This window comes from Lysobacter arenosi (assembly GCF_016613475.2).
Classification (GTDB): domain Bacteria; phylum Pseudomonadota; class Gammaproteobacteria; order Xanthomonadales; family Xanthomonadaceae; genus Lysobacter_J; species Lysobacter_J arenosi.
This window is the reverse complement of the sequence record NZ_CP071517.1, coordinates 2,109,897-2,125,841: the sequence shown is the minus strand read 5'-3', so window position 1 is coordinate 2,125,841 and position 15,945 is coordinate 2,109,897. Positions and strand designations below refer to the sequence as shown.

Genomic DNA, 15,945 nt, shown 5'->3' with positions numbered 1-15,945 from the left:
ATCGCCCGCCTGCTGCTGAGCGTGCTGGTGGTGGCCAACGTCGTCTCGGCGCTGGCAGTGGTGGAGGCGCGTCACCAGCACCGCCAGCTGTTCGTCCAGCTCAGCCGCCTGGAACGTGCCCGCGACGAACTCAACATCGAGTTCGGCCGGCTGCAACTCGAGCAGGCGACCTGGGCCGAAAGCAACCGCATCGACCAGGTCGCGCGTGATCGTTTGGGCATGAAGTTTCCGGAAGGCGTCGAAACCGTGGTGATCCGTCCATGACCGGTCGCAACGCCAAGCCCTCCGGCCGCACCAGCCCGCTCGAACGGCTGCTCGCACTGCGCGAGAAGTTCGGCGGCGGCGAGCGCGAGCGTGACCGCGTCGCCGGCAAGGGCCGCGGCCGCGCCTCGTTCAACCTGCGCAACCGCCTGCTGATCGTCGGCAGCGCGCTGGGCGTGTGCTCGATCGCGCTGGTCGCGCGTGCGCTCGACCTGCAGGTCATCAGCAACGACTTCTACCGCCAGCAGGGCGATGCCCGTTCGCTGCGCGAGATCCCGATCCCGACCTCGCGCGGCATGATCACCGACCGCAACGGCGAGCCGCTGGCGGTGTCGACGCCGGTCGAGTCGATCTGGGCCAACCCGCAGGAACTGCTGGCCAACCCGACCCGCATCCCGCAGCTGGCCAAGGCGCTGGGCGTGTCGCGCGAAGCGCTGACGCGCAAGCTCAGCCAGCGCGCCGACAAGGAATTCGTCTACCTCAAGCGCCGGATCAATCCGGACGAGGCGCGCCGGATCCTGGCCTACAAGACCCCGGGCGTGTTCTCGCAGCGCGAGTTCCGTCGCTTCTACCCGCAAGGGGAGGCGATGTCGCACATCCTGGGCTTCACCAACATCGACGACCTCGGCCAGGAAGGCCTGGAGCTGGCGTTCGACGACTGGCTGCGCGGCAAGCCCGGCGCCAAGCGCGTGATCCGCGACGGTGCCGGTCGCATCGTCGAGAGCGTCGACCTGGTCAAGCCGGCCGAGCCGGGCCACGACCTGACCCTGACCATCGATCGCCGGGTCCAGTACCTGGCGTTCCGCGAACTGCGCGCCACGCTGCAGCGCACCGGCGCGAGCAGCGGTTCGGTGGTGGTGCTCGACATTGCCACCGGCGAAGTGCTGGCGATGGCCAACCTGCCGACCTACAACCCCAATGCGCTCAGCGTCGGCAACCCCGACACGCACCGCAACCGCGCCGTCACGGACGTGATCGAGCCCGGCTCGACGATGAAGCCGCTGACCGTCGCCGCCGCGCTCGAGGCCGGCGTGATCACCGCGCATTCGACCTTCGACACCAACCCGGGCTGGATGCCGAACGGCCGTTATCGCACCACCGACCACCGCAACTACGGTGTGCTCGACACGACCGGCGTGATCACCAAGAGCTCGAACATCGGCGCGGCCAAGATCGTGGCGCGGATCCCGAGCCAGCAGTACTACGAGTTCCTGCATCGCTTCGGATACGGCCGCAAGACCAACAGCGGCTTCCCGGGCGAGTCCTCGGGCGTGCTGGCGCCGCCGTCGCGCTGGAGCGGCACGACCAAGCAAACCATGTCCTACGGTTACGGCCTGTCGGCGACGCCGCTGCAGATCGCGCAGGCCTATGCCGCGCTCGGCAACGGCGGCCGCCTGATCACGCCGACGTACGTCAAGGGCGGGCAGCAGCACGAGCCGGTGCAGGTGCTCGATCCGGCGATCTCCGGCCAGATCATGCGCATGATGCAGACCGTGACCGAGCCCGGTGGCACCGCCACGCAGGCGGCGATCCTCGGCTACCACGTCGCAGGCAAGACCGGCACCGCGCGCAAGTTCAACGACACCGGCGGCTACTCGCGCCGCTATGTGTCGTTCTTCGCCGGCGTCGTCCCGGTCAACAATCCGCGCTTCTCGATGGTGGTGGTCGTCAACGATCCCGATCCGGCGAAGGGCTATTACGGCGGCTTCGTGTCTGGTCCGGTGTTCAAGAGCGTCATGGAAGGCGCCCTGCGCCTGATGGACGTCGCGCCCGACGACATCGACACCTGGATGGCCGCGCAAGCCGAGGCCGAGGCCAAGCGTGCCAAGTCCAACGGTGGCAAGCCTTCCGGCGCGGTGCTGCCGGCACCGGTGCACGTGGCAGCGATGCCGGTGTCGACCGGAGTGGTAACCACGCCCGGAGGTGGCCGATGAGCCGCCTCATGGCGCTTGCCGAACTGCTGCCCGACGTTGTGGGCATCCCGCCGCAGTTGCAGATCAGCGGGCTGGTGCTCGACTCGCGCGCGGTCAGGCCAGGCTACGCCTTCGTCGCCATCGCCGGCTTCGGCGCGCACGGCCTGCGCTTCGTCGAGCAGGCGCGCGCCGCCGGTGCGAGCGCCATCCTGTTCGAGCCGCCGGCACCGGAAGACCTGCCGGCGCCCGCCGATGCCATCGCCGTGCCGGGCCTGCGTTCGCGCCTGGGCGAGATGGGTGATGCCTTCCACGGTCGCGCCACCGCGGCCATGGATGTGGTCGGTGTCACCGGCACCAACGGCAAGACGTCGACGGTGCAACTGCTGACGCAGGCCTGGCACCTTTCCGGCATCAGCAGCGGCAGCGTCGGTACGCTCGGCGCCGGTCTCTACGGCGAAGTCGTCCCGACCGGTTTCACCACGCCGCTGGTGCTGCAGACGCATGAACTGCTCGCGCAGATGCGCGACCAGGGTGCGCACGCCATCGCCATGGAAGCCAGCTCGCACGCGCTCGACCAGGGCCGCGTCGATGGCGTGCATTTCGATGTCGCGGTGTTCACCAACCTGACGCGTGACCACCTCGACTACCACGGCGACATGGCCACTTACGGCGCAGCCAAGGCGCGGCTGTTCGCCTGGCCGGGCCTGTCGGCGGCGGTCATCAATCTCGACGACGAGTTCGGCCGCGAGCTGATCGCAACTCTGCCGCAAGGCGTTCGTGCCATCGGCCTGAGCTCGCGCGGCGCGCAGGACGCGACGCTGCAGGCGCAGTCGCTGCGCTTCGACAATGCCGGGATCGGCTTCGACCTGGTGCACGAAGGTGAAGCGCACCCGGTCAGTTCGCCGCTGCTGGGCCGCTTCAACGTCGACAACCTGCTGGCCGTGGCCGGCACGCTGCTGGCGCTGGGCGAGCAGCCGGCGCGGATCGCGCAACTGCTGTCGCAACTGCAGCCGATCCACGGCCGCATGAACCGCCTCGGCGGTGATGGCGAATTGCCGCTGGTGGTCATCGACTACGCCCACACGCCCGATGCCCTCGAACAGGCGCTGACGTCGCTGCGAGCGCATGTGCAGGCGCGCCTGCTGTGCGTGTTCGGCTGCGGCGGCGATCGTGATCGTGGCAAGCGCCCGCAGATGGCGCAGATCGCCGAGCGCCATGCCGACGTGGTGATCGTCACCGACGACAACCCGCGTTTCGAGAATGGCGACGTTATTGTCGACGACATCATGACCGGCTTCGCCAATCCGGCGCAGGTCAGCGTGCAGCGCGACCGCGCCGCCGCGATCGCGCGTGCGGTCGGCATGGCCGGAGCGGACGACATCGTGCTGGTGGCCGGCAAGGGCCACGAGCCTTACCAGGACATCCAGGGCGTGCAATACCCGTTCGACGATACCCAGGTCGCCCGTGCGGCGCTGGAGGCGCGGTCATGACGCCGTTGCATCTGTCGCAGATCGCACGCATGACCGGCGGCCGCCTGCACGGCGCCGACGCCGTCGTGGCAACCGTCGCCACCGACACCCGCGCGCTGCCGCAGGGCGGGGCGGTGCTGTTCATCGCACTCAAGGGCGAGCGCTTCGACGCCCACGACCACGTCGCCGCATTGCCGGCAGACAAGGTCGCCGCAGTGCTGGTGTCGCGCCAGCTCGATACCGCGATTGCGCAGGTGATCGTCGCCGATACCCAGCGTGCGCTGGCCGACCTCGCCGCCGCCGTGCAGCGCGCCCGCATCGACAGCGGCAAGGGCGAGAAGATCGTCGCCATCACCGGCAGCAACGGCAAGACCAGCGTCAAGGCACTGACCCTGGCGATCCTCGAGCGGGTCGGCCCGACCTACGCTACGCCGGGCAACCGCAACAACGAGATCGGCCTGCCGCTGGCCGTGCTCGATGCGCCCGAAGGCGTGCAGTTCTCGATCTACGAGATGGGCGCGGGCCAGCCGGGCGACATCGCTTATCTGACCGCGGTCGTGCGTCCCGACGTCTCCGTGGTCAACAACATCGCGCCCGGTCACCTGGAGCGCATGGGCAGCCTGCTGGGCGTGGCCGACACCAAGGCAGCGATCTACGACTCGCTGCCGGCAGAGGGCGTGGCGGTGATCAACGCCGACGATGCCTTCGCACCGTATTTCGCTGAGCGCGCCCACGGTCGCCGTCTGGTCCGCTTCGGTCTGGATGCCAGCGCCGACATCACCGCGCGCGACATCAAGCCTGCGGCGGACAGCTCGAGCTTCATGCTGGTCACGCCGCAGGGCGAAGCCGCGGTCACGCTCGCGTTGCCCGGCCGCCACAACGTTCGCAACGCACTGGCCGCCGCTGCGCTCGCGCTTGGCGTTGGGGCGCCGCTGGAGAAAGTGGCCGAAGGCCTCAATGCCGCCCGCTCGGTGCCCGGTCGCCTGATCTCCTACCGCCTGGAAAACGGCGCGGTGCTGATCGACGACAGCTACAACGCCAATCCCGGCTCGCTTGCGGCCGCCATCGACACCTTGTCTGAAGGCGGCGGCGAAGCCTGGCTGGTGCTGGGCGACATGCGCGAACTGGGTGCCGATGCCGAAGCGATGCACGCCGAGGCCGGACGCCGTGCCCGCAGTGCGCGCATCGCCCGGCTGTTCACGCTGGGCCAGTTCAGCGCCGCAGCGGCCGCGACCTTCGGCGAAGGCGCCACGCATTTTGAAACTCATGACGCACTGGCCGACGCACTGCGCGCGCAACTGCACGAAGGCGTCCGCGTGCTGGTGAAGGGCTCGCGCGGCAGCGCGATGGACCGGATCGTCACCGCGCTGGCGACGCGCTCGGATAAGAAGGGGAATCCCGATGCTGCTTGAACTCACTCGCTGGCTGGAACAACTGCAGAGCCTGTTCGGTCTTTTCAGTTACCTGACCTTCCGCGGCATCCTCAGCGCGCTGACCGCATTGGCGCTGTCGCTGTGGTGGGGGCCGGCGGTGATCCGTCGCCTGGGCCAGCTCAAGGGCGGCCAGCCGATCCGCAAGGACGGCCCACAGTCGCACTTCTCCAAGGCCGGCACGCCGACCATGGGTGGCGCGCTGATCCTGATCACCGTGATGGCCTCAGTGCTGCTGTGGGGCGACCTGCGCAACAAGTATGTGTGGACGGTGCTGCTGGTCATGCTCGCCTTCGGCGCGATCGGCTGGTACGACGACTGGATCAAGATCGTCCGCCGCGATCCGAACGGACTGAAGTCCCGCTGGAAGTACCTGGCCCAGTCGGTGTTCGGCCTCGCTGCCGGCCTGTACCTCTATCTGTACGCCGACGTGCCGGCGGCGACGACCTTCTACGTGCCGTTCTTCAAGTCGATCGCGTTGCCGCTGGCCGGGATTGGCTTCGTCGCCATCGCCTACTTCTGGATCGTCGGCTTCTCCAACGCGGTCAACCTGACCGACGGCCTCGATGGCCTGGCGATCATGCCGACCGTGCTGGTCGCCTGCGCACTGGGCATCTTCGCCTATGCCTCCGGCCACGCCGAGTTCTCCAAGTACCTGCAGATTCCGGCCGTGCCGGGCGCCGGTGAACTGGTGATCATCTGCGCGGCCATTGCCGGTGCCGGCCTGGGCTTCCTGTGGTTCAACACCTACCCGGCGATGGTGTTCATGGGCGACATCGGCGCGCTCGCGCTGGGCGCCGTACTCGGCACGATCGCCGTCATCGTCCGCCAGGAACTGGTGCTGGTGATCATGGGCGGCATCTTCGTGATCGAGACGCTGTCGGTGATGATCCAGGTGGGCTCGTTCAAGCTCACCGGCAAGCGCGTGTTCCGGATGGCGCCGATCCACCACCACTTCGAACTGAAGGGCTGGCCGGAGCCGCGCGTGATCGTGCGCTTCTGGATCATCTCGGTGATCCTGGTCCTGGTCGGCCTGGCGACGTTGAAGGTGCGCTGATGACCGACCTTTCGACCACTCGCCAGGCAACCCGCCTCGATGCCATCGGCGGCCACTTTGATCCGTGGCTGCTGGGAATTTCGTGCGCGCTCGCCTGCCTGGGTGTGGTCATGGTCGGTTCGGCTTCGATCGGCGTCGCCGACGGCCACGACGTCGGAGCGTTCTACTTCCTCGGCCGCCATGTCGTGTTCCTCGCCATCGGCCTGGTCATGGCGCTGTGGGTGATGCGTACCGAGCTCAAGACCATCGAGCAGCACAACCAGTGGCTGCTGCTGGTCTGCTTCCTGCTGCTGATCGCCGTGTTCGTGCCCGGCATCGGCAAGAGCGTCAACGGCGCGCGGCGCTGGCTCAACTTGGGTGTGTCCAACTTCCAGGCGGTGGAAGCGGTCAAGCTGCTCTACATCGTCTGGCTGGCAAGCTACCTCAAGCGTTACAGCGAGGAAGTGACCGCGACCTGGGGCGCGATGCTCAAGCCGATCGGCGTCGCCGTCGGCCTGGTGGTGCTGTTGCTGCTGCAGCCGGACTTCGGTTCGTCGTCGCTGATCCTGGCCATCACCGCCGGCATGCTGGTGCTGGGTGGCGTCAACATGCCGCGCATGTTCGGCCCTGTGCTGGTCGGCTTGCCGCTGCTGGCGATCGTGGCCATCGCCGAGCCCTACCGCGTCACGCGACTGACCTCGTTCCTCGATCCCTGGCAGGACCCGTTCAAGACCGGCTACCAGCTGACCAACGCACTGATGGCGGTCGGTCGCGGCGAGTGGCTGGGCGTCGGCCTCGGCGCATCGGTGCAGAAGCTGTCGTACCTGCCCGAGGCGCACACCGACTTCATCATGGCGGTGATTGCCGAAGAGTTCGGTTTCCTCGGCGTGTGCACCGTGGTCGCGCTGTACGCCGGCCTGGCCGGTCGCGCCTTCTGGCTGGGCCTGAAGTGCGTCGAGATGCGCCGCCACTTCGCCGGCTACTGCGCCTTCGGCATCGCGTTGTGGATGAGCCTGCAGAGCTTCGTCTCGATCGGCGTCAACCTCGGCCTGCTGCCGACCAAGGGCCTGACGTTGCCGATGATCTCCTACGGCGGCTCGAGCGTGATCATGACCTGCGCCGCGCTGGGCCTGCTGCTGCGCGTGTCCTACGAACTCGATCGCGCCCAGCGCCAGGTCGCCCGCGTGCGCAACGAAACCACGCCGCCGCCGGCTGCTTCGGCGCCGCTGGCCACTTCGGCACCGATCGCGACGCCGCAGTCCAAGCGTCCGGCGGACGCCGTGCGCGGCACCAGCCGCCTGCGCCAGCGCGTCGAACCCACCCTCGGGAGGATCGCATGAAGGTTGCCGCGACCGACTCCGACCTGCACCCGGTGATGATCCTCGCCGGTGGCACCGGTGGGCACATCTTCCCGGGGCTGGCGGTCGCGCGCGAACTCAAGGAGCGCGGCGTTCCGGTGCTGTGGCTCGGTGCCGAAGGCGGCATGGAAACGCGCCTGGTGCCGCAGCACGACATCGCCATCGACACGATCGCGGTCAGCGGCATGCGTGGCAAGGGCATCGGCACGTTGCTGGCGACGCCTTTCCGCCTGATCGGCGCCGTGCGCGCCGCGCTGCAGACATTGCGCGAGCGCCAGCCGCGCGCCGTCGTCAGTTTTGGTGGCTATGCCGCAGGTCCCGGTGGCATAGCAGCACGCATCGCCGGCATTCCGCTGCTCGTGCACGAACAGAACCGTGCCCCCGGCCTGACCAACCGCGTGCTGGCGCGTTTCGCGCGCCACGTGCTGACGGGATTCCCGGGTACGTTCCCGAACCTCAACGAAGAAGTGGTCGGCAATCCGGTTCGCAACGAGATCGCCGCGGTGATGCCGCCGAGCGGTCGCTTCGCTGCGCGCACCGGTCCGATCCGCCTGCTCGTGCTCGGCGGCAGCCAGGGCGCCCGCGCATTGAACACGGCGATGCCCAAGGCCGTCGCCGGCCTGCGCGGTCGCCTGGCCTGCGAAGTGCGCCATCAGAGCGGCGAGAAGATGCGCGAGGAAGCCGAGCAGGCGTACGCCAAGGCCGGCGTCCACGCCTCGGTGGAACCGTTCATCGCCGACATGGCTGAGGCCTATGCCTGGGCCGACCTGGTGATCTGCCGCGCTGGTGCACTGACGCTGGCCGAGCTGTGCGCGGTCGGTGTCGGCAGCGTGCTGGTGCCGTTCCCGCAGGCGGTCGACGACCACCAGACCAAGAACGCGCAGTACCTGGTCGATCGCGGCGCCGCATTCCTGGTGCCGCAGGGCATCGGCAACGACCTGGGCGACCGCATCTCGGCCACGATCGAAATCCTCGGTGAGCGCGGCGCATTGCTGCAGCTGGCGCAAAGCGCGCACGCGATCGCCAGGCCAGACGCCGCCAAGCGCGTCGCCGATGCCGTCATGGAGGTCGTGCCGTGATCGCTGTGACCTGCGCCAGTTCCTCCACCCCCGTCCAGTTCACACCCATCAAGTTCTCCGGAAACACGCCATGAGTACCGCCCTGCGCCGCCGCCTGCAGCACACCGGCGACCTCGCCAAAGCCTTCCCGCGCGTGCACTTCGTCGGCATCGGCGGCGTCGGCATGAGCGGCATTGCCGAGGTGATGGGCACGCTGGGCTACCAGGTCTCCGGTTCGGACAACGCCGACAATGCCGTGACTCGCCGCCTTGCGGGGCTAGGCATCACCGTCCAGCGCGGCCATGCCGCGGCGAACGTGCTCGGCGCCGACTGTGTCGTGGTGTCCAGCGCGATCCGCGCCGACAACCCGGAATTGATGGAAGCGCGCGCGCAGCGCATCCCGGTGGTGCCGCGCGCCGAGATGCTGGCCGAGCTGATGCGCTTCAAGCGCGGCATCGCGGTGGCCGGCACGCACGGCAAGACCACCACCACCTCGCTGGCGGCCAGCGTGCTCGCCGAAGGCGGCATCGATCCGACGTTCGTGATCGGTGGCCAGCTGCTTGCCGCCGGTGCCAACGCACGCCTGGGCACCGGCGACTGGCTGGTCGCCGAGGCCGACGAAAGCGATGGCAGCTTCCTGCGCCTGAATCCGCAGATCGCCATCGTCACCAATATCGACGCCGATCATCTGGAGAACTACGGCGGCGACTTCGCCAACGTCCAGTCGGCATTCGAGGAATTCATGCACCGCCTGCCGTTCTACGGCCTGGCCGTGCTGTGCATCGACGACCCGGAAGTGGCGGCGCTGGCGGCGAAGACGCCGCGCCACGTCATGACCTACGGCTTCAGCGAAGTGGCCGACGTGCGCGCCGAGGACGTCGAGCAGGACGGCCCGAACATGCGCTTCACCCTGTGCCTGCCCGATGCGACGCGCACGCCGGTGACGCTGGCGCTGCCGGGCCGGCACAACGTGCAGAACGCGCTGGCCGCCGCATCGGTGGCGTGGCAGCTGGGCGTCAGCGCGGAAGCGATCGCGCGGGCACTGGCTGGATTCGCCGGCGTCGGCCGCCGCTTCAACCTGCTGGGCAGCCCGACCACCGCCAAGGGCGCGAAGGTGCAACTGGTGGACGACTATGGCCACCACCCGAAGGAGCTCGAGGCGGTGTTCGCCGCCGCGCGTGGCGGCTGGGCCGACAAGCGCCTGGTCGTGGCGTTTCAGCCGCACCGCTACAGCCGCACCCGCGACCTGTTCGACGAGTTCGCCGCGGTGCTGTCCAGCGTCGACGTGCTGGTGCTGACCGAGGTCTATCCCGCCGGCGAAGCGCCGATTGCGGGCGCCGATGCCAAGTCGCTGGCGCGCGCGATCCGTGCGCGTGGCCGCATCGATCCCATCGTCGTCAACGGCGCCGGCGATCTCGCCCGGCTGCTGCCGGACGTGCTCAATGACGGTGACCTGCTGCTGATGATGGGCGCCGGCGACATCGGCTACGCCGCGCAGCAGATCGCAGCCAACGGATTCAACGGAACCTCGAACGGTTCCACCAATGGATCCACCAATGGATCCACCAACGGAGACAGGAAGTGAGCGCGCAGTTCCCGATCGGCCCGGCCCAGGTCAGTGATCCCGCCGTGTTCGGCCGCGTCGCCGTGCTGATGGGCGGCACCAGCGCCGAACGTGAGGTCTCGCTCGACTCCGGTCGAAACGTTCTCGAAGCACTGCGCTCTCGCGGCATCGACGCGTTCGCCGTCGATGGCGTGCCGGCACTGGTCGACGCGATCCGCGCCGGCAGTGTCGACCGCGTGTTCAACATCCTGCACGGCAACAAGGGCGGCGGCGAAGACGGCGTCCTGCAGGGCCTGTGCGAAGCGCTGGGCGTGCCGTACACCGGCTCCAACGTGCTCGGCTCGGCGCTGACCATGGACAAGATCCGCACCAAGCAGGTGTGGCTGAGCGAAGGCCTGCCGACGCCGCGCTACGTGCGCCTGGCGCCGGGCGCCGACGTGCATGCCGCCGCGCGAGAACTGGGCCTGCCGGTCTTCATCAAGCCGTCGAGCGAAGGCTCCAGCGTCGGCGTGTCGCGCGTGCTCGCCGAGTCCGACCTCGATGCGGCCGTCGAGCATGCCGCCCACTACCCGGGCGAGCTGCTGATGGAGCAGCTGATCGATGGCGAGGAACTGACCGTGCCGATGCTGCTCATCGGCGGCAAGCACGTTGCGCTGCCGTCGATCCGCATCGTGCCCAAGGGCGAGTGGTACGACTACCACGCCAAGTACATCTCCGACGACACGCAGTACCTGTGCCCGGGCCTGGAAGGCGCAGAGGAAGACACCATCCGCCACCTGGCGCGGGAAGCGTTCGTGTCCGCTGGTTGCCACGGCTGGGGCCGCGTCGACTTCATGCGCGACCGCAGCACCGGCGCGCTCTACCTGCTCGAAGTGAACACCGCCCCGGGCATGACCAGCCACTCGCTGGTGCCCAAGGCCGCGCGCCAGGTCGGTATCGAATTCGATGAACTGTGCTGGCGCGTGCTCGAGTCGAGCCTCGCCCCGGCCGCTCAAACCACTGGAGGTGCGCCGGCGTGAACGCCATGCTTCGCATCGTCGGCTGGATCCTCGCGCTGGCGCTGGTGGCGCTGCCGATCGTGGCCGTGCTCAACGGCTGGATCGGCGCGAGCCAGTGGCCGCTGCAGAAGCTGCGCGCGACCGGCCAGTTCGAGCGCGTCGACGAGGCGTTGCTGCGTCGCACGGTGATGCCGTATGCGCAGCGTGGATTCTTTGCCGTCGATCTTGCCGCGGCGCAGGCCGCGGTGTCGAAGCTGCCGTGGGTCGAGCATGCGCAAGTGCGCAAGCGCTGGCCGGACGTGCTGGAAGTGATCGTGGTCGAACACCGCCCGTTCGCGCGCTGGGACAAGGACCTGCTGCTGTCGCAGCAGGGCAAGCTGTTCCCGGCCAAGGGCGTGGAAGTTCCGCCGGGTCTGCCGCAGCTGGGCGGTCCGCAAGCACGCGTGGCCGACGTGGTGACGCTCTACAACGAATCGCGCGCGCAGTTCGCGCCGATCGGACTGGACGTCAAGGAAGTGTCGCTGGATCCGCGCGGCAGCTGGACGCTCGGGCTCGACAACGGCGCGCAGATCGTGGTCGGCCGCAGCGAGGCACGCGCACGCATCGGCCGCTTCGTGCGCCTGATGCCGCAGCTGCTGGCGCAGCAGGCGCAGGTGCTCAAGCGCGCCGACCTTCGCTACACCAATGGTTTTGCACTGACGTGGGCGCCGGTCCCGGCGCCGGCGGCCGTGCCGCAACAACCGCAAGGACAGTCATGAATCGTAAGGGCGACAAGTCGCTGATCGTTGGTCTCGACATCGGCACCTCGAAGGTGGTGGCGCTGGTCGGCGAGTATTCGCCGGGCAACCCGATCGAGGTGATCGGCATCGGCTCGCACGAATCGCGCGGACTCAAGCGCGGCGTGGTGGTGGACATCGAGTCGACGGTGCAGTCGATCCAGCGCGCGATCGAGGAAGCCGAGCTGATGGCCGGCTGCGAGATCCGCTCGGTCTACGCCTCGATCTCCGGCAACCACGTGCAGTGCCGCAACTCGCAGGGCATCGCCCCGATCCGCGACGGCGAAGTGACCTACGGCGACCTCGACCGCGTGCTCGAAGCGGCCAAGGCCGTGGCCATCCCCGCCGACCAGAAGATCCTGCACGCGATCCCGCGCGACTACGTGCTCGACGATTCGCAGGACGGCATCCGCAATCCCGTCGGCATGACCGGCGTGCGCCTGGAGGTGCATGCGCACCTTGGTGGTGTGCGCGCAGTCGGCCGCGGCCAACATCAGCAAGTGCGTGCAGCGCTGCGGTTTGCAGATCGACGACCTGGTCCTGAGCGTGCTGGCCTCCAGCCAGGCCGTGCTGACCTCCGACGAGCGCGAGCTTGGCGTGATCCTGGTCGACATCGGCGCGGGCACCACCGACATCGCCGTGTTCGTCGGCGGCGCGATCGCGCACAGCGCGAGCCTGCCGATCGCCGGCGACAAGGTCACCGAGGACATCGCCCACATGCTGCGCACGCCGACGCCGGAGGCCGAGCAGATCAAGGTCCGCTACGCCTGCGCGCTGGCGCAGATGGCGACCGCCGAGGAATCGATCCAGGTGCCCAGCGTCGGCGACCGTCCGCCGCGGCGCATGCCGCGCGCCTCGCTGGCGCAGGCAGTGCAGGCACGCTACGAGGAAATCTTCGAAATGATCCAGGGCCGAACTGCGCCGCAGCGGCTTCGAGCACCACGTCCGCGCCGGCATGGTCCTCACCGGCGGCGCGGCAAAGATGGAAGGCGTGGTCGAGCTGGCCGAGGAAATGCTGCAGATGCCGGTGCGCGTGGGCATCCCGCAGCACGTCACCGGTCTTGGCGAAGTGGTCGGCAACCCGGTGCATGCCACCGGCGTGGGTCTTCTGTTGATGGGCAGCCAGATCGAGCACCCGCGTCGTCCGGTGATCTCCACCGGTCGCGCCGGCAGCTTCTTCAGCAAGCTCAAGAACTGGTATCGCGGCGAGTTCTGACGATGGTCAGAAACGCTGCACATACGGAATCGACGCGGCGGATGCCGGCGCCGGTTCCTGGTCCGGGCAGGGAGCCCGGGCCAAGAGGGCAGGCGAGGCGACGGCGAAGAGCGGCAGGCAGCACCAGTAATTCGAAAGCAACACGACACATAACTAGCAACACATAACGAGGACGACGACATGGCACATTTCGAACTGGTTGAAAAAATGGCCCCGAACGCGGTGATCAAGGTTGTTGGCGTGGGCGGCGGCGGCGGCAACGCTGTTGCGCACATGGTCAGCGGCAATGTCGATGGCGTGGAGTTCATCACCGCCAACACCGACGCGCAGGCGATCAAGAACTGTGGCGCCAAGCTGCAGCTGCAGCTCGGCAGCAACGTGACCAAGGGTCTCGGTGCCGGCGCCAATCCCGAAGTCGGTCGCCAGGCTGCCCTGGAAGACCGCGAGCGCATCATGGATGCACTGACCGGTGCCGACATGGTGTTCATCACCGCCGGAATGGGCGGTGGCACCGGTACCGGCGCCGCGCCGGTGGTGGCACAGCTGGCCAAGGAGATGGGCATCCTGACCGTCGCAGTGGTCACCAAGCCGTTCCCGTTCGAGGGTCGCCGCCGCATGCAGGTCGCGCTCAAGGGCATCGAGGAACTGAGCCACCACTGCGACTCGCTGATCACCATCCCGAACGAAAAGCTGATCACCGTCCTCGGCCGCAACGCCACGATGATCCAGGCCTTCCGCGCCGCCAATGACGTGCTGCTCGGCGCCGTGCAGGGCATCGCCGACCTGATCGTCCGCCCGGGCCTGATCAACGTCGACTTCGCCGACGTGCGCACCGTGATGAGCGAGATGGGCCTGGCGATGATGGGCACCGGCTCGGCACGCGGCGACGACCGCGCGCAGGCCGCCGCCGAGTCGGCGATCCAGAACCCGCTGCTCGACGACGTCAACCTGTCCGGCGCCAACGGCATCCTGGTCAACATCACCGCCGGTCCGGATTTCACGATGGCCGAGTTCGACGAGGTCGGTCGCACCATCGAGAACTTCGCTTCCGAAGACGCCACCGTCGTCATCGGCACCGTGCTCGACCCGGACATGCAGGACGAGGTCAAGGTCACCGTGGTCGCCACCGGCCTCAACCGTGCCGTCTCCCGCCAGTCCGTTCGCGGCAGCGAGAAGGAAGCACTGCGCGCCCCGATCACCCTGGTGCGCAATGCCACCACCGGCCAGCCGGAGTTCGGAGCGATGGAAGACATGGCCGCCCCGGTGCGCCCGAGCTTCGGCAACAGCCTGCGCGGCAACACCAGCGGCCGCTCGGTCGAACCGTCGTCGTCGCCGGCCGTGGCCGACTTCGGCAGCGACAGCAGCTACCTGTGGACATCCCGGCGTTCCTGCGCCGCCAGGCAGACTGATGGTTTAGCTCCCTCCCTTTCGCTCAGCGAAGGGGAGGGGAAAGGCAGGACCTCGCCCTGGCGACAGGGAGAGGGCATCACCGTCGTCGTCCCCTGGTAGTCCCTGGGCCTTCGTCCCGGGGCTTTAGGCCGGTCGGTCCCGCAGAAGCGGGCCGACCGGCCATCTTGCCCGGCCCATAAGGCCGGACAGTGACCGATTTCCGTTAAGGTTCAGGCTGCCCGGTGGTATTCTTTCGCGCCGTTCAGGCGAGAACGATTTGCATCTGCCTGCTCGCGGCCCTACATATCCCGGACGCGTATGGATGCGCTCCAGTCCACGTAACAGGTCTGCCCCCGACAGGTTTGCCCAGATGCTGCGCCAGCGCACCCTCAAGAACGTGATCCGCGCCACCGGCGTGGGCCTGCACAGCGGTGAGAAGGTCTTCCTTACCCTGCGTCCGGCCCCGGTCGATACCGGCATCGTGTTCCGCCGCGTCGATCTCGACCCGGTGGTGGAAGTGCCTGCCAGCGCCGAACTGGTCACCGAGACCACGCTGTGCACCGGCCTGAGCTGCGGACCCGCCAAGATCCAGACCGTCGAGCACCTGCTGTCGGCCCTGGCCGGGCTGGGCATCGACAATATCTATGTGGAGCTGTCCGCGGCCGAAGTGCCGATCATGGACGGCTCCTCCGGTCCGTTCGTGTTCCTGCTGCAGTCGGCGGGAATCGCCGAGCAGGAAGCACCCAAGCGTTTCATCCGCATCAAGCGTGCGGTGGAAGTGCGCGACGGTGACAAGGTCGCGCGTTTCGAGCCCTACGACGGCTTCCGCCTGGACTTCACCGTGCAGTTCGACCACCCGGCCATCCCGGCCTCGCAGTCGCGCGCGGTCGTGGAGTTCTCCACCGCCAACTACATCCAGGAAGTCAGCCGCGCCCGCACGTTCGGCTTCATGCGCGACTTGGAATACATGCGCGAGCGCAACCTCGGCCTGGGCGGCTCGATGGACAACGCGATCGTCCTCGACGAATTCCGCGTCCTCAACGACGACGGCCTGCGCTACGCCGACGAGTTCGTCCGCCACAAGATCCTCGACGCCGTAGGCGACCTTTACCTGGCCGGTCACCCGGTCATCGGCACCTATGTCGGCTTCAAGTCGGGCCACGCGCTCAACAACAAGCTGGTCCGCGCGCTGCTCGCCGAGCGTTCAGCCTGGGACGAAGTTACGTTCAGTGAAACCGATGCCACGCCGGCACCGGTCGCCTACGGCGTGCCCGCCACCGCCTGAGGCCTGGTCTGCCGCCCGATGCGGCAAACGGTTACATGAATTGGAAGGGCGTCACAGACGTGAACATCACGTGACGCTTTAACAATTATTTAACGGAAACCTAGCAAATTGTTTCTAACCCTTTAACAAATTCAAAGGGTTGGGCCTTTAGCATGCCCCGACCGCAGCCAATCGATGGACCCCGGCAACAAG

The 15,945-nt window shown here is 67.9% G+C and carries 12 protein-coding genes and 2 pseudogenes; all 14 read left to right on the top strand.

Going from position 1 to position 15,945, the window contains the following annotated elements:
- The 14 genes and pseudogenes from ftsL (at position 1) to lpxC (ending at position 15,753) form a co-directional block, all read left to right on the top strand.
- Positions 1–264 carry a cell division protein FtsL gene (gene ftsL / locus HIV01_RS09915; protein WP_200608443.1) on the top strand — a complete coding sequence of 88 codons (264 nt, stop codon included), beginning with the start codon at positions 1–3 and terminating at the stop codon, positions 262–264.
- Positions 261–2,195, top strand: coding sequence for a peptidoglycan D,D-transpeptidase FtsI family protein (locus HIV01_RS09910; protein WP_200606789.1), 1,935 nt, complete (start codon positions 261–263; stop codon positions 2,193–2,195). The genes ftsL and HIV01_RS09910 overlap by 4 nt, the downstream gene beginning before the upstream one ends.
- Positions 2,192–3,664 (top strand): UDP-N-acetylmuramoyl-L-alanyl-D-glutamate--2,6-diaminopimelate ligase, encoded by a 1,473-nt coding sequence (locus HIV01_RS09905; RefSeq protein WP_200606787.1) that lies wholly within the window; start codon positions 2,192–2,194, stop codon positions 3,662–3,664. Before HIV01_RS09910 ends, HIV01_RS09905 begins: the two co-directional genes overlap by 4 nt.
- Positions 3,661–5,055 (top strand): UDP-N-acetylmuramoyl-tripeptide--D-alanyl-D-alanine ligase, encoded by a 1,395-nt coding sequence (locus tag HIV01_RS09900; protein ID WP_200606785.1) that lies wholly within the window; start codon positions 3,661–3,663, stop codon positions 5,053–5,055. Before HIV01_RS09905 ends, HIV01_RS09900 begins: the two co-directional genes overlap by 4 nt.
- Positions 5,045–6,130 carry a phospho-N-acetylmuramoyl-pentapeptide-transferase gene (mraY, locus tag HIV01_RS09895; protein WP_158733401.1) on the top strand — a complete coding sequence of 362 codons (1,086 nt, stop codon included), beginning with the start codon at positions 5,045–5,047 and terminating at the stop codon, positions 6,128–6,130. Before HIV01_RS09900 ends, mraY begins: the two co-directional genes overlap by 11 nt.
- Positions 6,130–7,449, top strand: coding sequence for a putative lipid II flippase FtsW (gene ftsW, locus HIV01_RS09890; protein ID WP_200606784.1), 1,320 nt, complete (start codon positions 6,130–6,132; stop codon positions 7,447–7,449). Before mraY ends, ftsW begins: the two co-directional genes overlap by 1 nt.
- A complete protein-coding gene (gene murG / locus HIV01_RS09885) occupies positions 7,446–8,546 on the top strand; it encodes an undecaprenyldiphospho-muramoylpentapeptide beta-N-acetylglucosaminyltransferase (RefSeq protein ID WP_245156770.1) in 1,101 nt (366 codons plus the stop codon). Before ftsW ends, murG begins: the two co-directional genes overlap by 4 nt.
- 70 nt (positions 8,547–8,616) lie before the next feature.
- Entirely contained in the window at positions 8,617–10,110 is a 1,494-nt protein-coding gene (gene murC / locus HIV01_RS09880) for a UDP-N-acetylmuramate--L-alanine ligase (protein WP_425600224.1), read from the top strand.
- Complete coding sequence (locus HIV01_RS09875) at positions 10,107–11,108, top strand: D-alanine--D-alanine ligase (protein ID WP_200606782.1); 1,002 nt, start codon at positions 10,107–10,109, stop codon at positions 11,106–11,108. Before murC ends, HIV01_RS09875 begins: the two co-directional genes overlap by 4 nt.
- Positions 11,105–11,845: a cell division protein FtsQ/DivIB gene (locus HIV01_RS09870; protein WP_200606780.1), complete on the top strand. Its 741-nt coding sequence runs from the start codon at positions 11,105–11,107 to the stop codon at positions 11,843–11,845. The genes HIV01_RS09875 and HIV01_RS09870 overlap by 4 nt, the downstream gene beginning before the upstream one ends.
- Positions 11,842–12,264: pseudogene (gene ftsA, locus HIV01_RS18370) on the top strand (cell division protein FtsA); the annotation flags it as partial. The gene HIV01_RS09870 and the pseudogene ftsA (HIV01_RS18370), both read left to right, overlap by 4 nt.
- Before the next feature lie 49 nt (positions 12,265–12,313).
- Positions 12,314–13,246, top strand: a complete 933-nt coding sequence (ftsA, locus tag HIV01_RS18365; protein WP_425600276.1) for a cell division protein FtsA — start codon at positions 12,314–12,316, stop codon at positions 13,244–13,246.
- Positions 13,247–13,259: 13 nt separating this feature from the next.
- Positions 13,260–14,488, top strand: a pseudogene (ftsZ, locus tag HIV01_RS09860) (cell division protein FtsZ).
- 350 nt (positions 14,489–14,838) lie between these two features.
- A complete protein-coding gene (gene lpxC, locus HIV01_RS09855) occupies positions 14,839–15,753 on the top strand; it encodes a UDP-3-O-acyl-N-acetylglucosamine deacetylase (RefSeq protein ID WP_200606773.1) in 915 nt (304 codons plus the stop codon).
- The last annotated feature ends 192 nt before the right edge of the window (positions 15,754–15,945 follow it).

What these genes read in the sequence shown, in the direction of transcription:
- HIV01_RS09910 (WP_200606789.1), top strand. Translation starts at nt 261, where the DNA reads ATGACCGGTCGCAACGCCAAGCCCTCCGGCCGCACCAGCCCGCTCGAA.
- HIV01_RS09905 (WP_200606787.1), top strand. Translation starts at nt 2,192, where the DNA reads ATGAGCCGCCTCATGGCGCTTGCCGAACTGCTGCCCGACGTTGTGGGC.
- HIV01_RS09900 (WP_200606785.1), top strand. Translation starts at nt 3,661, where the DNA reads ATGACGCCGTTGCATCTGTCGCAGATCGCACGCATGACCGGCGGCCGC.
- mraY (WP_158733401.1), top strand. Translation starts at nt 5,045, where the DNA reads ATGCTGCTTGAACTCACTCGCTGGCTGGAACAACTGCAGAGCCTGTTC.
- ftsW (WP_200606784.1), top strand. Translation starts at nt 6,130, where the DNA reads ATGACCGACCTTTCGACCACTCGCCAGGCAACCCGCCTCGATGCCATC.
- murG (WP_245156770.1), top strand. Translation starts at nt 7,446, where the DNA reads ATGAAGGTTGCCGCGACCGACTCCGACCTGCACCCGGTGATGATCCTC.
- murC (WP_425600224.1), top strand. Translation starts at nt 8,617, where the DNA reads ATGAGTACCGCCCTGCGCCGCCGCCTGCAGCACACCGGCGACCTCGCC.
- ftsA (WP_425600276.1), top strand. Translation starts at nt 12,314, where the DNA reads ATGCGCACCTTGGTGGTGTGCGCGCAGTCGGCCGCGGCCAACATCAGC.
- lpxC (WP_200606773.1), top strand. Translation starts at nt 14,839, where the DNA reads ATGCTGCGCCAGCGCACCCTCAAGAACGTGATCCGCGCCACCGGCGTG.